Genomic DNA, 17,406 nt, shown 5'->3' on the forward strand with positions numbered 1-17,406 from the left:
ATCAAGATGATTAAGACTGACATTTGTGATTTATTGCAGATTGAGTACCCAATCTTACAAGGTGGTATGGCTTGGCTCGGTACTGCAGAATTAGCGGCAGCTGTTTCCGAAGCTGGTGGCCTTGGTATCATTGGGGCTGGTCATATGCCTCCTGATATTTTCCGTAATGAAATTCACAAATTAAAAGAGCGCACAAACAAACCATTTGGTTGTAATATTATGCTCATGTCTCCATTTGTTAAAGAAGTTATGGAAGTAGTTGTGGAAGAACGCGTTCCTGTAATTACAACAGGTGCTGGTAATCCTGGCGTGTATATTCCAGCTTTAAAAGAAATCGGTACTAAAGTAATCCCTGTAGTTGCTTCCGTATTACTTGCAAAACGCTTGTTGCGTGGTGGTATTGATGCAATTATCGCAGAAGGTACAGAATCTGGTGGTCACGTAGGCGATATTACTACTATGGCATTGATTCCACAAGTAGTAGATGCTGTAGATGTTCCAGTTATCGCAGCTGGTGGTATTGCTGATGGCCGTGGTATGGCTGCAGCCTTTGCATTAGGCGCTCAAGCAGTACAAATGGGTACGCGCTTCGTATTATCCGAAGAATGTATTGCTCATGAAAATTATAAAAATGCAGTATTGAAAGCAAAAGATCGTGCTACTGTTATGACTGGTTTAACAACAGGTCACCCTGTACGTATCATTGATAATGCATTAGCTCATAAATATAAATCCCTTGAATTTAGCGGTGGTTCCAAAGAAGATTTAGAAAACTTAGGTGCAGGCACACTTCGTAAAGCTGCTATTGAAGGTGATGTAAAAGAAGGCTCTGTAATGATCGGTCAAATCTCTGGCATGTTAACAGATGTTAAACCATGTGCAACTATTATCAAAGATATCATGGCTGAAACTGAAACTGTAATTAAAAAACTTCAAGGTCTTGGTAAATAAGGAGGCCCTTATGAAAACGGCATTTGTTTTTCCTGGTCAAGGTTCCCAAAAAGTAGGCATGTTACAAGATTTGTACAATGCATATCCTATTGTAAAACAACGTTTTGAAGAAGCTGACGAAGCGCTTGGTTATTCTATTTCCAAATTGTGCTTTGAAGGCCCTGATACTGAACTTGTTAAAACAGCTAATACACAACCGGCTATCTTAACTGCATCTGTAGCTTGCTATGAAGTTCTTAAAGAACAAGGCTTTACACCTGATATCGTAGGTGGTCATAGCCTTGGTGAATACAGTGCTCTTGTAGCGGCAGGTGTATTGAACTTTAAAGATGCTGTGTATGTTGTTCATAAACGCGGTGAATATATGCAAGAAGCTGTTCCATTGGGCAAAGGTGCTATGGCAGCAATTCTAGCTTTACCTCGTGAACAAGTTGTAGAAATTTGTAAAGAGGTTAACGATTCTGTTGGTTCTGTACAAGCAGTCAACTTCAACTGCCCAGGTCAAATTGTTATTGCTGGTGAAACAGCAGCGGTAGAAACTGCAGCAGAAAAAATGAAAGAAGCTGGTGCAAAACGTGCTGTTATGCTTCCTGTAAGTGCTCCATTCCATAGCCGTTTGATGGAACCTGCAGCTCTTCGTTTAAAAGAAGAGTTGGATAAAATCCAAGTGAGCGATGCTCAAATTCCTGTAGTGGCAAATGTGACAGGTAAAATTTTGACTAATGCAAACGATATTAAAGAATCCTTAGTTACACAAGCTGCAAATCCTGTATTGTGGGAAGACTGCGTAGCTGAAATGGTTAACTTTGGTGTAACTCGATTCGTTGAAGTAGGTCCTGGTAAAGTACTTACTGGCTTTACTAAAAAGATCAATAAAGATATGGAATTAGCCAATGTTGAAGACATTGCATCCTTAGAGAAAACGCTTGAATTTTTGAAAGGGGTTCGATAAAATGCATTTAGAGGGTAAAGTAGCCATTGTAACTGGCGCATCCCGTGGCATTGGTCGCGCTGTAGCTATCAATTTAGCACAATCTGGTGCTGATGTGGTGGTTAACTATAGCGGTAGCGAAGGTGCAGCTCAAGAAACTGTTGAAGCTGTACAAGCTTTAGGCCGTAAAGCCATTAAAATTAAAGCCAATGTAGCTAATGCTGATGAAGTTGCAGCTATGGTGGAAGAAGCTCATAAAGAGTTTGGTCACATTGATATTCTCGTAAATAATGCGGGTATTACGCGTGATGGTTTATTAATGCGTATGAAAGACGAAGATTTTGATGCTGTTATAGATATCAACCTTAAAGGTGTATATTTAGTAACTAAAGCAGTATCTAAAATCATGATGAAACAACGTTCTGGTCATATTATCAACATGACATCTGTTGTAGGTGTTATGGGTAATGCGGGTCAAACTAACTACGCAGCATCTAAAGCTGGTGTAATTGGTTTTACTAAATCCTGTGCTAAAGAATTAGCAAGTCGTGGCATTACTGTTAATGCTATTGCACCAGGATTTATCAATACTGATATGACTGATGTATTACCAGAAAAAGTTAAAGAAGCTATGGTTGCAGAAATTCCATTGGGCCGTATGGCTAATGCTGAAGAAGTAGCGACAGTAGCAACATTCCTTGCTAGCGATTTTGCTAACTATATTACAGGTCAAGTCATCAATGTAGATGGCGGTATGGTGATGTAGTTTCAAAATTAGACTATATATAAATACACTTTGAAAGGAGGTGAACCACCAATGAACACTTTCGATAAAGTAAAAGCAATCGTTGTGGAACAATTAGGCGTTGATGAAGCTGAAGTTACCATTGATTCTACATTCATCGACGACTTAGGCGCTGACTCCTTAGATATCGTTGAATTGATCATGGCATTCGAAGAAGAATTCAATGTTGAAATCCCTGACGATGTTGCAGAAAAAATCAAAACCGTTAAGGATACAGTAGAATATATTGATTCTGCTAAATAAGCTGTAAAGCTGACAATTCAGCCGTACGGGAGGCCGAGTGGCCTCCCAACCGGTTTTATTTACAGGAGGATTTGATAGTGAAGCTCCCTGAACTTCGCATTGGGAATCTAGTGGCCAAAGTACCTATTATTCAAGGTGGTATGGCGATTAGATTGTCTACAGCTCGCTTGGCAGCAGCCGTTGCAAATGAAGGTGGTATCGGCCTTATTGCAGCATCCGGTTTGCCGTTTGATGAATTACGATACGAAATACAATTAGCTAGAAAATTATCACCTACGGGTATTATTGGTATAAATGCGATGGTAGCCGCAACACAATTTGCTGGCTTAGTTAAAACTGCCATCGAAGAGGGCATTGATCTTGTAGTAGCAGGTGCTGGTTTTTCAAGAGATATGTTCGCAATGGGCAAAGAGTCTGGTACGCCAATCGTACCAATTGTTTCGTCCGCAAAATTAGCTCGCATTTCTGAAGGTTTAGGTGCAGCAGCAGTAATCGTAGAAGGTTGCGAGGCTGGTGGTCACTTGGGTACGGACCGTTCTGCTCGAGAAATCGTTCCAGAGGTTGTAGCTGCCGTTAAAAATATTCCAGTTATTGGTGCTGGTGGTGTTCTTGATGGTCGTGACATCGTAGAAATGTTGAAATTAGGTGCTAGTGGCGTTCAAATGGGTAGCCGTTTTGCTGCTTCTGATGAATGTAATGCATCTGACGAATTGAAAAAAATGTATGTACGGGCTACTAATCCTGAGGATATTGTATTAATTCAAAGTCCTGTAGGTTTACCTGGACAAGCAATTAAAAATAAATTTGCTGAATCTGTATTAGACGGTACTGTAGCACCTCCAACGGTGTGTGATAACTGTTTGAAACATTGTTCCCATAAATTCTGTATCATCCGTGCCCTTTCTCGTGCACAACAAGGTGATGTGGAAACAGGTTTGGTGTTCTCTGGCAATAATATGCGAAAAGTCGACAAAATTATGCCAGTTAAAGATATCTTTGCTCAACTAAAACAGCAAGTAGCAGAGATTGATTAATTTAAAAGGGCTGTATAGCTATAAGAGGTGGAATAATTGGAAAAACGTGTAGTAATTACTGGCTTAGGGGCAGTGACGCCTGTAGGTATCGGTAAAGAGAACTTTTACAATGCGTTATTGGCAGGTCAATCTGGTATTGGGCCAATTACACGCTTTGATGCATCTGAATATGCAACGCGTATTGCTGGTGAAGTAAAAGATTTTGATGTTACAAACTATGGCGTAGACAAGAAAGAAGCTCGTCGTATGGACCGTTCTGTAGAATTGGCTATCGGTGCTGCTGTTCTTGCTTGTGAAGATGCTGATCTTGATTTAGATAAACAAGATTTAGATCGTTGTGGTACTGTAGTTGGTACTGGTATTGGCGGTATCGACTCTATCCATGAAGTATATGAAACATTATTCGAAAAAGGTCCTGGCCGTGTAAGTCCATTTGCAGTTCCTATGATGATTGCAAACATGACATCTGCACGTGTATCCATTCGTCTTGGCCTTAAAGGTCCTGTTATTACAGACGTAACAGCTTGTACTTCTGGTACAAATGCTATTGGCGATGCTTTCCGTATCATCCAACGTGGTGATGCTGATATCATGTTTGCCGGTGGTACTGAAGCAGCTGTATCTCCTGCAGCTGTAGCTGGTTTTGCAGCTATGAAAGCTATGTCTACACGCAATGACGAACCAACAAAAGCATCTCGTCCATTTGACCGCGATCGCGATGGTTTCGTAATGGGTGAAGGTTCTGGTATCGTTGTTCTTGAAGAATTAGAACACGCAAAAGCTCGTGGTGCTCATATCTACGCTGAAGTTGTAGGTTATGGTACTAATGGCGATGCTTACCACATTACTGCACCAGCTCCAGGTGGTGTACAAGCTCGTAAATGTATGGAATTAGCAATTAAAGATGCAGGTATCGATCCTAAAGACGTTAACTACATCAATGCTCATGGTACATCTACTGGCCTTAATGACAAAAATGAAACATTGGCTATTAAAGAATTGTTCGGCGATCATGCTAAAGACATCGCTGTTAACTCTACAAAATCCATGACAGGTCACTTGTTAGGTGCTGCTGGTGCTATCGAAACTATCGTTATGGCGATGGCTATCGAAACTGGTAAAGTTCATCCTACAATTAACTGTGACAATCCTGATGAAGGTTTGGATCTTGACTATGTTCGCGAAGGTGCACGTGACCTTCAAGTTAAATGTGCTCTTTCCAACTCTTTCGGTTTTGGTGGTCATAACGGTACACTTTGCGTACGCCGTTATGAAGGCTAATGGTAGCTGTTGAAGCGCATAAGAGTAAGATGACACAAGCTCGTGAAGAATCTCTTCATGGGCTTGTTGCTCGTTTAGACATACCTGTGTCAGATATATCCATTTTAGATTGTGCTTTTACACATACATCTTATGCGAATGAACATAAATCAAAGCATATTAATCACAATCAGCGATTAGAGTTTTTAGGCGATGCTGTTTTGGATCTTATTATTGGAGAATACCTATTTAAGACTTATCCAGACATGGCCGAAGGTGATTTGACGAAAATTAAGGCCGCTACAGTGTGTGAGGATTCTTTAGCATCTGTAAGTCGTTCTTTACAATTGGGGCAATATTTATTGCTCGGTCATGGTGAACGTGCTTCTGGTGGTAATAATCGTAATTCTATTTTAGCGGATACCTTTGAGTCTCTCATTGGTGCTATCTATATTTCTACAGATTACCAAACGGCGATGGACTTCGTTTTAAAACATCTCATTACTTATATCAAGCAAGCTTTAGAAGGTAAACGGGGCAAGGATTATAAAACCTTATTACAAGAATATGTGCAACGGGATGGTGATAAACATATCGTCTATCGTTTGCTCAGTGAAAGTGGTCCCGACCATGCTAAGACCTTCCATATGGTGGTTGAAATCAATGGTGTTACTTACGAGGCAGGCTCTGGTAAAAGTAAAAAAATTGCAGAACAACATGCGGCTCAATTAACGTTAGAAAAGTTAATGGCCAAATAGAAAAGCGCCTAATGGCGCTTTTTTCTGTATAATAGTATATAGAATAGTAAATATATTTATCTTATGATTGTTTGATCGTTGTATCGAAAGCCTTATATCTTAATATATTAATTACATATCATAAGGAATAAATACATGGATATTAATATATTAATATAAAAGGTTTTGGCTGAGTTTACTTTATATAAGAAAGGAGGGTGACTATGAAACCATTTGGTATGATACCTTTTTTTATACCTCATGTAGGGTGTCCTTATGTATGTACATTTTGTAACCAGTCCCGTATTACAGGCCAATCGGGTATTAGTCACCTAACACCGGATTATATTAAAGCAACGATTACAGAGTATGTGGGAAGTAAACGAAATGATAAGTTTTGGGAAGTCGCCTTTTATGGTGGATCATTTACAGCTATCCATAAAGAGTTACAACATCAATTATTAGCTCCTGCTTCTGAGATGCTTAAGCGCGGCATAATTGATGGTATACGTTGTTCAACGCGGCCTGATGCTGTAGGTGATGAAGCAATTACCTTGTTACAGTCTTATGGGGTAAAAACAGTAGAACTTGGTGTGCAGTCCATGAATGACGATATTTTAGTAGATGCTAAGCGCGGTCATACCGCACAAGAGGTAGTAGAGGCTGTGGGGCGACTAAAACAGCGTGGTATGACTGTAGGTGTTCAGCTTTTACCAGGATTAAAAGGTGAAACTTGGCATACAATTCTAGAAACAGCTATTGCTGTAGTTAAACTAAAACCAGATTTTGTACGAATCTACCCTGTTCTTGTTATAGAAAATACGGAACTAGCAGATCAATATAGATCTGGTGAATATAAGCCATTAAGTACCGAGCAAGCTATTACATATTGTGCATTCTTAAAGGAATGGTTTGAACAGCATAATATTGAAGTTATACGTACAGGATTACAAAGCACGGAAGAGCTCGATTCAGGCAATAGTTTGGTAGCAGGTCCCTATGAACCTGCTATGGGTGAGCTCGTTGTAAATGAACAATATAAACAACGTATTGAAAGATGTATTGATGAACATCTTTCTTCAGAAAATTTATTAGGAAAGCAAAATAGTTACAATTTTTCTCATTTTGATTATTACCATACTCATAAGGTAGGATGTAGATTTTATTCGGATAGTGGTGATATTTTGATGAAACATAGAATTGTAATTTCTTATCCCAGAAGCAGTACATCAAAGGTGCGAGGTCTCAAAAATCGCAATATTTTATATTTCCAAGAAACGTATCCTCAATTTAGCATAGATTGGTTTGAAGATAGTACGAGAAATACTGTTCGTTGCTGTATTGATGGCCTACAATATGTGTTATAATAAAAGATATGATTAATTGGGGTTGTTAGTAGAAAGGAGGCAGTCATGCAATTACTTCGGTTAGAATTAAAGGGCTTTAAATCGTTTGCAGATAAAACGGTTGTAAAATTCTCGCCAGGAATGACTGCCGTTATTGGACCTAACGGAAGTGGTAAAAGTAATATTACGGATGCTATGAAATGGGTTTTAGGGGAATCCAATGTCCGTAACTTACGTGGTCAAAAAGCAGAGGATATTATTTTCTCTGGTACGGAAAAACGTAAACCAATGAGTGCAGCTGAGGTTACACTTGTATTTGACAATAGTGACCATCAATTAGATGTAGATATGGCTGAGGTTGCTATTACACGCCGTATTTATCGCACTGGTGAAAGTGAGTTTCTTATCAATAAACGCTCTTGTCGTTTAAAGGATATTCACCTTCTATTAGCTGATACAGGCCTGGGGAAAGATTCAATGGCTATTATCGGTCAGAACCGCATTGATGCTATTTTGAATTCAAAGCCTGAAGAGCGTCGATTGATCTTTGAAGATGTAGCAGGTATTTCTCGTTTTAAAATCAATAAAGAAGATGCATTGCGTCGTATTGCTAGCACAGACCGAAACATGGAACGCGTACGCGACGTTATGGCTACTATTGAAGAACAACTTGGACCTTTATCTGAAAAGGCGGAAAAGACTAAAAAATATATGACCCTAAGTCGTACAAAGCGCGACTATGATGGAGCATTAGGCTTTCATAATTACAAGACATCAGACCGGCTCTTAACGCGTTTTGAAAACGATAATATCGCCTTTAAGGATGAAGAGATTGAGCTTCAAACGGAGTTGTCTAAATTAGAAGCTCGCCGTCATACCTTGCAATCCGCATCAACAAAAGAGCAAGAACAGCTCAAGTTGTGGGAAGCTCAGTATACGGAAAAGCAACGTGATGAAGAACGTTTAGCAGGTCATTTACGTCTGTTAGAAGAACAATTAAAAACGGCTCACCGTGAATTAGATGAAACGTCTATGCGTATTAGTGAGCTAGAGGCGACTCAAAAAGGTGAAGAACAACAATTACGCATTTTAAATCAATTGATTCAAGATGAAAGTGCTCAACTAGTAGAGAAAGAATCCAAACTAGAAGCGTTAGAGGCGAATTATAAAAAAGCTGTTGAAGATGTTAGCGCCGAGCAAGCTAAGTTCCAGTCCTTGCAGTCTAATCGAGAAGCCTTTGAGCAACGTCAATTAGAACTTGTGAGTGCCATTGAAATGGCAAAAGCTAGTATTCGTAGCTTAGAAGCTCGTAAGGAAGAGTCTACAAAACAATGTGAGGTTTTAAAGGCTGAAATAGGTCAAGTAGATAGTGAATTACAAGTAGCTCGCGGTGAATTTGACATATTAGGCCAACAGTTTAATGCTATTTCTGCACAACGACAAGCCCTCGTTGATGGCGGCAAAGAAGCAGCCTTACAAGCTCGTGAAGAACGCAAAGAATTACAAAAATTACGTACTCAAGAGCAACGTGTTAAAGGTCGTATCGAACTATTAGCCCAATGGGAAGAACAACATGAAGGCTATTTAGAAGGTACTAAGAATATCCTAAACAGTAAAGGATCTTGGCGCGAACAAATTACAGGTGCTGTTGGTGATCTCTTTACGGTAGAAGATAAATATACGACAGCTATTGAAACGGTATTAGGCGGTAGTGTTAACCATGTTGTCACTACTACGGCTCGTGCAGCTGCAGAAGGTGTTAAGTATTTGAAATCTATTCAAGGTGGTCGCGTAACCTTCTTGCCGATGGATTCTGTAAAAGGGAAACCCTATGATACACCGGCTTTACATGAAAGTTGTGTAATTGGTACTGCTGTTGATTGTATTTCCTTTGATAATACATATGCTCATATTTTTCAATATCTATTAGGGCGCACCTTGGTAGTATCCTCCATGGATGATGCTATTGGTCTGCAAAAAAAATATAATCAACAATTGCGTATCGTTACGCTTACAGGGGAACAATTCCAACCTGGTGGCTCTTTAACTGGTGGTGCTACAAAGCGCAAGCGTGCCTCTGTATTGAGCCGTAAGGAAGAGGCGGCTAGCCTTGAACAAGAGCTTGTACAAATTGAAGAACAAATTCGTTCCTTAACAGCTAGCTTGGAAAACCTTGAAAAACGGGTTGACGAAGCTGAAAAAGAACGAGGTGCCCTTGATGAAAGCTACCAACATACAAACTTACTGTATGTGGCTAGCGAAACAAAGGTTCAAAATATTCAAAATCAAATGGATCGTAAGAAACGTGTTCTCCGTGAAGAAGAGCAACGTTTATTACAAATCGATATTGATTTAGCTAGTACAACGGCTAACTTGAAAGACCAAGAAACAGCATTGGCATCTTTGCAAGAAGACCACGGTGTAGATGGCAATCAAGGGGCCTTAATGGAGCGGTTAACTGTATTACAAAAGGTACAGCAAGAGGCTTATGAAGCTTTCACAGAGGCTCGCCTCACCTGTGATACGTTGCGACAAACCATTAAGGAACGTGAAGCTCAGCGAGAACAACGTAATCAATCCATTACTAACATTGTAGAGCGCTTAACACCGTTACGTAATTTGCTGATTAGCACTACAGAGCGCTGTGAAGTAGAACTACCAAAGGCTAAAGAATTGGCTGACCGGGAACTATCTGTGGTTACAGCAGAGGTAGAACGATTGCGCGCACTTCGCGATGAGGCTTATGATAAAACATCTACAGGACGTGAAGAGATGGAATCTATCCTCGGTGAGCAAGATCGATTGAACCAACGATATAAAGTCGTTCAAGGTCGACTCGTCGATATGGAAGGTAAGATTACACGTCATCGCATGGATTGTGAGCGCTTTGTAGAAGAACTACAAGAGTTAGGCTTTACCTTAGAAGATGCGCAGGCTCTTCGCATTGAAGGCTCTGTAAACGATTGGAAGGATGAGCAGGCTCGCTTGATGGCAGAAATTGCCGAACTAGGCCCAGTCAATCCGAACGCTGTTGAAGAATACGAAGAAACTAAAGAGCGTTATGACTTCTTAAGTACTCAGTTAGCAGATTTAGATACAGCGAAAGAGCAATTGCAAGCGGTTATTGCTGAAATGGACAAGGCTATGAGTACACAGCTATACGATGTATTAGATGTAGTAGGTCGTAGATTCCAAGAGGTATTTAGCCAACTATTTGGCGGTGGTACGGCTCAAATTGTATTGACTGATCCAGATAATATCTTAACTGGTGGTATCGATTTCTACATTCAGCCGCCAGGGAAGAAACGTCAACAATTGACATTGTTATCCGGTGGAGAACGTGCTCTTACGGTTATTGCTTTATTGTTCTCGTTCCTAGACTATCGTCCTGCGCCGTTCTGCGTGCTTGACGAAGTTGATGCAGCCCTTGATGAAGCTAATGTAGAAAGGTTTAGTTCTTACCTAAATCGGGTAAATAAAGAAACACAATTTATCGTAGTATCACACCGTAAAAAAACGATGGAAGCCGCCGAAGTATTACAAGGGGTAACCATGGTTGAACGGGGCGTATCGCGATTATTAACAGTAGCATTTGAAGATGTGAAGGAGGATCTTGCATAATGGCATTCGGATTCTTTAATAAAATTAAAGAGGGCTTAGAAAAGACTCGTAAGTCCTTTGTAAAAAATGTAGAGACAGTTATCATTGGTTATGCAGAAATTGATGATGATTTCTTAGATGATTTAGAAGCAGTTATGCTTACTAGTGACCTTGGTCCTAAAACGACAGAATATTTGATGAAAGAAATTCGTCGTGGTGTAACAGAAGGTATTATCAACAATACTGGTGATGTAATGCCATTTATGGAAGACCGCATTACAGAAATGCTAGTTGACCAAGAGGACGAAATTACACTACACCATCCAGAGGTTATCCTTGTTGTGGGGGTAAACGGCGTTGGTAAAACAACAACTATCGCTAAATTGGCTAATTACTACACAAAAGAAGGTAAAAAGGTTATCATTGCTGCAGGTGATACATTCCGTGCCGCTGCAGCTGACCAATTATCCATTTGGGCAGATCGCGTAGGTGTGCCTATCGTTAAACATAAAGAGGGCGCTGATCCAGCAGCCGTTGTATACGATGCTATGGAAGCGGCAAAAGCTCGTAATGCAGACCTTGTTATCGTCGATACTGCAGGTCGTCTACACACTAAAGTTAATCTTATGGAAGAACTTAAGAAGATGGGCCGCGTAGCTAATAACCACGTAGAAGGGGCACCGCATCAAACATTGCTCGTTCTCGATGGTACGACAGGTCAAAATGCTGTAAGCCAAGCTAAATTATTTGGTCAAGCAGTACCAGTAAATGGTATTGTTGTGACTAAGCTTGATGGCACAGCAAAAGGTGGCGTAGTTATCTCTATTAAAGAGGAATTAGGCGTACCTGTTCGCTGGATTGGCGTTGGCGAAGGCATGGATGACTTACGTCCATTTAATGCGAAAGAATTTGCTAATGCACTATTTAATAAAGGAATGATTCAAGGTGACAAATAAATATAACCGGGAATTCTTACTTGAATATGTAGAATCTGAAAATAAGAAAAATGAATGTAATGTAAGCCTAGATAATATGGAAAAGATTGTTGGCTTAATCGAGTATTTCGGCATTGAATTATATCGACCTATTACAAGATTGCTACTTTCAAACTGGGAAGAGATTACAGAACGTATTAATAACTATACTGAATCAGATTGGATGATGGCTGATGAAATCCAAAAGACTACGCCTACATTAGATCGTTTCTCCATTGCTATGCTCATCGAAGTATTAGAAGGTGAGGATACGTTGAACCAAGCAGAAAATGCAGGTCGCCGTCTATCAGAGGAAGAGCTCAAAGCTATCCGTAAACATCAGGATGAACAGTAATGAAACATAATACATATAATTACGAAGGGGGCCAACCATTTAAAGTGGAGGCGCCCTTTACGCCTACAGGGGACCAACCAACTGCGATTCAGTCTTTAACAGAAGGCATTGAACGCGGTGAATGGGCCCAAGTTTTACTCGGTGCCACTGGTACAGGTAAGACTTTTACTATGGCTAAGGTTATAGAGGCCGTTCAAAAGCCAACGCTGATTATTGCTCATAATAAAACCTTAGCTGCGCAGTTATGTAGTGAGTTTAAAAGTTTCTTCCCAAATAATGCGGTAGAATACTTTGTGTCTTATTACGATTTCTATCAACCAGAAGCATATATTCCTTCCAGTGATACGTATATCGAGAAGGATGCGTCTATCAATGATGAAATCGATAAACTGCGACATAGCGCTACGATGAGCCTCTTTGAGCGCCGCGATGTTATCATCGTTGCCTCTGTTAGTTGTATTTATGGCTTAGGTGACCCTGAGGACTACTCTGAACTCGTGTTGTCCTTGCGCTTAGGGCAGACGAAATCTCGTGATGAAATTCTGTCTAAACTCGTAGATATTCAATATACGAGAAATGATATGAACTTTATCCGCGGTACCTTCCGTGTACAAGGGGATACTATCGAGATTTTCCCTGCTGCGTATAGTGAAAGAGCCATTCGAGTGGAACTCTTTGGCGATGAAATCGATCGCCTCGTTGAGGTAGATGCTTTAACAGGTGAAGTCATTGCAGAGCGTAAGCACGTTGCAGTCTATCCAGCATCTCACTATGTAACAACGAAAGATAAGATGCGTATTGCTGTAGAGCGTATTGAAGCTGAATTAGACGAACAATTAGCTAAGTTGAAAGCTGCTGACCGTCTATTGGAGGCTCAACGTCTTGAACAGCGTACCCGTTACGATATAGAAATGATGCAAGAAATGGGTTATTGCTCGGGCATCGAGAATTATTCCCGCCATATGTCTGAACGTAAGGCTGGAGAAGCTCCATATACATTGATAGACTATTTCCCAGATGATTTCCTCATTATGGTGGATGAGTCTCATGTAACGATTCCGCAAATTCGTGCCATGTATAATGGTGACCGTGCTCGTAAAGAATCACTGATCGAATATGGCTTCCGTCTGCCGTCTGCGCTTGATAATAGACCGCTTCAATTCGATGAATTCGTGGAGCGTATCAATCAAATCGTTTATGTATCGGCAACGCCTGGTCCATACGAAATGGAAGTACAAACGAATATTGCAGAACAAATCATTCGTCCTACAGGTTTATTAGATCCATCCATTGAGATTCGTCCTATTAAGGGTCAAATGGATGACTTACTAGGAGAAATTCATAAGCGTGCTGCCAAGAACGAGCGTGTTCTCGTTACGACCTTAACAAAGAAAATGGCAGAGGATTTAACAGAGTTCTTGAAGGAAATGGGCGTCCGTGTTCGATACCTTCATTCTGATATCGTTACTATCGAGCGTGCCGAAATTATTCGGGACTTACGAGCTGGTGTATTCGATGTACTAGTTGGTATCAACTTGCTTCGTGAAGGTCTCGATATGCCAGAGGTTTCTTTAGTGGCTATCTTAGATGCGGATAAAGAAGGTTTCTTACGCTCCGATACAGCCATGATTCAAACTATCGGGCGTGCTGCTCGTAATGTGAATGGTCACGTTATCATGTATGCAGACCGCATAACAGGTTCTATGCAGCGCGCCATCGATGAAACTGATCGCCGTCGTGCCGTGCAAGAGGCTTATAATATTGAACATAATATTACGCCTAAGTCTGTCTCTAAAGATGTAAAAGAGCTTATTGAGTTGACGAAAATTGAAGAAGATATGGTCACCGATGGAAAGGACTTTTCACCAAGGAAAGGGAAAAAGAAATCCTCTACAACGGGTATGGACCATGGACACGAACCATATGCACAAGATATATCTACGCCTAAGGTGGCAGATATAACACCGGAAGAGTTATTCAATAAAATTGAAGAACTAGACCGTCAAATGAAGGCCGCTGCAAAGCAGCTTGAATTTGAAAAGGCTGCAAAACTTCGTGATCAATTAGGGGAACTACGTCAACAATGGTCTGATATGCATAGCGCAGGTGAAAGCAAGTTAAAAAAACCTGCATCAACTAAAGGTAGAAGGCGGACTAGCTCAAAGAGTAAATAGATTGTAATAAAACACATAGATTATATAGACTATATGTGCGATAATATACATATATTATTTCATGTTAGTAAAAAGAGATGATGCCGATTGGTATCATCTCTTTATATAGGGAACATAATGAAAGATCAATTGATAGTAAAAGGTGCGCGTCAGCATAACCTTAAAAATATAGATATATCCTTACCACGGGATCAGTTTATCGTTTTGACTGGCCTCAGTGGTTCTGGTAAATCGTCCTTAGCATTCGATACAATTTACGCAGAAGGGCAACGACGCTATGTAGAGTCTTTATCTGCTTATGCACGTCAATTCTTGGGACAAATGGATAAACCCGATGTAGACTATATTGAAGGTTTATCTCCAGCTATTTCTATCGACCAAAAGACTACAAGCCGTAACCCTCGTTCTACAGTTGGTACTGTAACGGAGATTTACGATTACTTGCGTCTATTGTTTGCTCGCGTAGGCCATGCTCATTGTCCTGAATGTGGTATGCCTATTACACAGCAAACAATACAACAAATGACAGATGATGTAATGAACTTCCCAGAAGGCACTAAGATTTTAGTATTAGCCCCTATGATTCAAGGAAAAAAGGGGGAACATAAATCCGTTTTTGAACAACTTCGAAAAGAAGGTTTTGTTCGTGCTCGTGTAGATGGCGCTGTACGTACATTAGATGAAGAGATTGTATTAGAAAAAAATAAAAAACACTCCATAGATATTGTTGTAGACCGTCTCGTTGTTAAAGAAGGCATTGAATCTCGCTTAGCAGACTCTATGGAGACTGCATCAAAATGGGCAGAAGGCATTGTAGTTATCCAAGAGGTAGATGGACCTGAACACATGTATAGCCAACACTTTGCATGTCCAGATTGCCATATTTCCTTACCGAAAATTGAGCCACGTATGTTCTCCTTTAACAGTCCATTTGGTGCCTGCCCAGCTTGTTTGGGAATTGGCTCTACCATGGAAGTAGACGAAGAGCGCGTTATTCCAGATGGATCTATTACCTTTGCCGATGGTTGTGTACAAGCGTTGAGCTCTAACCCTAATGCGTGGTTTATGCGCCAAGTAGAAGGTCTATTAAAAGCTAATGGATACTCTTTAGATTCTACCTATGATGAATTGCCAAAAGCATTACAGAAAAAAGTAATGTATGGCACTACAGATAAGGTGGCTTTCACGTACGAAAATATGCGCGGCGAAGTGAAGGAATTCTTTACTGAGTACGAAGGTATTTTACCGATGGTAAAACGCCGTCATAGTGAAGCCTCTACAGATTCTATGCGTGAAGAGTTTGAAAAATTTATGTCCATTAAGCCTTGTACTACATGCCATGGAGCTCGTCTTAAACCTGAAGTATTAGCTATAACCGTAGGGGATAAGAACATCAATGAAGTGACCCAATTGACCATTAAAGAAGCACTCGATTTCTTTGGTAAGTTACAGTTAACAGAGCGGGAACAAGTGATTGGGGCTCAAATTTTGAAGGAAATCAATGCTCGCCTTGGGTTCCTCAATAATGTAGGCCTTGATTATCTTACTATGAATCGTAGTGCAGGTACTTTGTCTGGTGGTGAAGCGCAACGTATTCGTCTAGCTACGCAAATCGGCTCTGGTTTAGTAGGTGTATTGTACATCCTAGACGAACCGTCCATAGGGCTACATCAACGAGATAATGATCGACTCATCGATACCTTAAAAGGGTTACGGGACTTAGGCAATACCTTGCTCGTTGTAGAACACGACGAAGATACGATGCGTGCGGCTGATTATCTCGTGGACATTGGTCCAGGTGCAGGTGAGCATGGCGGTCAAATTATTGCCGCTGGTTCTGTTGACGAAGTTATGAAGGTTAAAGACTCTATTACTGGTCAATATTTGAGTGGTCGTAAATTTATCGCTCTTCCAGAACAACGCCGTAAACCAGGTAAGAACTGTATTGAAATTCGCGGTGCTAAGGAAAATAATTTACAAAATGTAAATGTAAAATTCCCTATCGGCTTATTCAATGTTGTTACTGGTGTCAGCGGTTCTGGTAAGTCTACCTTGATTAATGAAATTCTCTACAAAGGTTTAGCTAATCAATTATATCGCTCTAACCACAAAGTAGGGGCTCATAAAGAAATCCGTGGTCTTGAACATATCGACAAAATCATCAATATCGACCAAAGTCCTATCGGCCGTACGCCTCGCTCTAATCCAGCGACCTATACTGGTGTATTCGATGCTATACGCGAGCTTTATAGTCAAACACCGGAAGCAAAGATGCGCGGCTACAAACAAGGGCGCTTTAGCTTTAACGTAAAAGGTGGCCGCTGTGAAGCTTGTCGTGGTGACGGTATCATTAAAATTGAAATGCACTTCTTACCAGATGTGTACGTACCTTGTGAGGTTTGTAAGGGAGCCCGTTATAACCGAGAAACCTTAGAGGTTAAATACAAAGGTAAATCTATTGCAGATGTACTAGATATGACGGTAGATGATGCGGTTGAGTTCTTCAGCGCAATTCCGAAGATCAATCGTAAAATGATTACCTTGCAAGAGGTAGGTTTAGGCTATATTCGTTTAGGTCAAGCAGCAACAACCTTATCTGGTGGTGAAGCACAACGCGTTAAATTAGCTACTGAATTAGCTCGTCGCAGCACAGGTAAAACATTGTACATCCTAGATGAACCGACTACAGGTCTTCACGCCGAGGATATTCGCAAGTTATTACACGTATTGCAACAACTCGTAGAGGGTGGCGATACCGTTGTCGTTATCGAGCATAATTTAGATGTCATTAAGATGGCAGACCATATCATAGACCTCGGTCCTGAAGGCGGTAATCGCGGTGGTACTATCGTAGCTACAGGTACACCTGAGGAAATCGTTAGGGTGAAAGAAAGCTATACCGGCAAATTCTTAGGTCCTGTATTAGAACAGACTAAGAAATTTATGAAAGCAGCTCAAAAGAAGAAATAGTAGTGAGTACAAAGCTTAACAATCTG

At 40.6% G+C, this 17,406-nt stretch carries 13 protein-coding genes; all 13 read left to right on the forward strand.

All coding sequences use genetic code 11. From position 1 onward, the window contains the following. Nucleotides 1–6: 6 nt before the first annotated feature. The 13 genes from fabK to uvrA all read left to right on the forward strand — a co-directional run bounded on the left by fabK (nucleotide 7) and on the right by uvrA (nucleotide 17,380). Nucleotides 7–951 (forward strand): enoyl-[acyl-carrier-protein] reductase FabK, encoded by a 945-nt coding sequence (gene fabK / locus VCHSUH03_RS06675; RefSeq protein ID WP_105094461.1) that lies wholly within the window; start codon nucleotides 7–9, stop codon nucleotides 949–951. Nucleotides 952–961: 10 nt separating this feature from the next. Then, nucleotides 962–1,903 carry an ACP S-malonyltransferase gene (gene fabD / locus VCHSUH03_RS06680; protein ID WP_039969254.1) on the forward strand — a complete coding sequence of 314 codons (942 nt, stop codon included), beginning with the start codon at nucleotides 962–964 and terminating at the stop codon, nucleotides 1,901–1,903. A gap of 1 nt (nucleotide 1,904) precedes the next feature. Beyond that, nucleotides 1,905–2,648 (forward strand): 3-oxoacyl-[acyl-carrier-protein] reductase, encoded by a 744-nt coding sequence (gene fabG / locus VCHSUH03_RS06685; RefSeq protein ID WP_105085447.1) that lies wholly within the window; start codon nucleotides 1,905–1,907, stop codon nucleotides 2,646–2,648. Nucleotides 2,649–2,699: 51 nt separating this feature from the next. Beyond that, the gene (locus VCHSUH03_RS06690; RefSeq protein ID WP_004693441.1) at nucleotides 2,700–2,930 is read left to right on the forward strand and encodes an acyl carrier protein; all 231 of its coding nucleotides are present in this window, start codon (nucleotides 2,700–2,702) and stop codon (nucleotides 2,928–2,930) included. A gap of 77 nt (nucleotides 2,931–3,007) precedes the next feature. Next, entirely contained in the window at nucleotides 3,008–3,964 is a 957-nt protein-coding gene (locus VCHSUH03_RS06695) for an NAD(P)H-dependent flavin oxidoreductase (RefSeq protein WP_005386972.1), read from the forward strand. A 36-nt stretch (nucleotides 3,965–4,000) separates the two neighbouring features. After that, nucleotides 4,001–5,245, forward strand: a complete 1,245-nt coding sequence (gene fabF / locus VCHSUH03_RS06700) for a beta-ketoacyl-ACP synthase II (RefSeq protein ID WP_024066702.1) — start codon at nucleotides 4,001–4,003, stop codon at nucleotides 5,243–5,245. Further along, nucleotides 5,245–5,982, forward strand: a complete 738-nt coding sequence (rnc, locus tag VCHSUH03_RS06705) for a ribonuclease III (protein ID WP_105094462.1) — start codon at nucleotides 5,245–5,247, stop codon at nucleotides 5,980–5,982. The genes fabF and rnc overlap by 1 nt, the downstream gene beginning before the upstream one ends. Nucleotides 5,983–6,185: 203 nt before the next feature. Further along, nucleotides 6,186–7,328, forward strand: a complete 1,143-nt coding sequence (locus VCHSUH03_RS06710; RefSeq protein WP_105094463.1) for an elongator complex protein 3 — start codon at nucleotides 6,186–6,188, stop codon at nucleotides 7,326–7,328. A gap of 45 nt (nucleotides 7,329–7,373) precedes the next feature. Next, nucleotides 7,374–10,928, forward strand: coding sequence for a chromosome segregation protein SMC (gene smc / locus VCHSUH03_RS06715; protein ID WP_105094464.1), 3,555 nt, complete (start codon nucleotides 7,374–7,376; stop codon nucleotides 10,926–10,928). After that, nucleotides 10,928–11,863 (forward strand): signal recognition particle-docking protein FtsY, encoded by a 936-nt coding sequence (gene ftsY / locus VCHSUH03_RS06720; protein ID WP_024066706.1) that lies wholly within the window; start codon nucleotides 10,928–10,930, stop codon nucleotides 11,861–11,863. Before smc ends, ftsY begins: the two co-directional genes overlap by 1 nt. Next, nucleotides 11,853–12,236 (forward strand): hypothetical protein, encoded by a 384-nt coding sequence (locus VCHSUH03_RS06725; RefSeq protein ID WP_105094465.1) that lies wholly within the window; start codon nucleotides 11,853–11,855, stop codon nucleotides 12,234–12,236. Before ftsY ends, VCHSUH03_RS06725 begins: the two co-directional genes overlap by 11 nt. Beyond that, a complete protein-coding gene (gene uvrB / locus VCHSUH03_RS06730; RefSeq protein ID WP_105094466.1) occupies nucleotides 12,236–14,410 on the forward strand; it encodes an excinuclease ABC subunit UvrB in 2,175 nt (724 codons plus the stop codon). Before VCHSUH03_RS06725 ends, uvrB begins: the two co-directional genes overlap by 1 nt. A 117-nt stretch (nucleotides 14,411–14,527) precedes the next feature. Then, nucleotides 14,528–17,380, forward strand: coding sequence for an excinuclease ABC subunit UvrA (gene uvrA, locus VCHSUH03_RS06735; protein WP_105094467.1), 2,853 nt, complete (start codon nucleotides 14,528–14,530; stop codon nucleotides 17,378–17,380). The last annotated feature ends 26 nt before the right edge of the window (nucleotides 17,381–17,406 follow it).

It is taken from the genome of Veillonella infantium, assembly GCF_002959895.1.
Lineage (GTDB): Bacteria > Bacillota > Negativicutes > Veillonellales > Veillonellaceae > Veillonella > Veillonella infantium.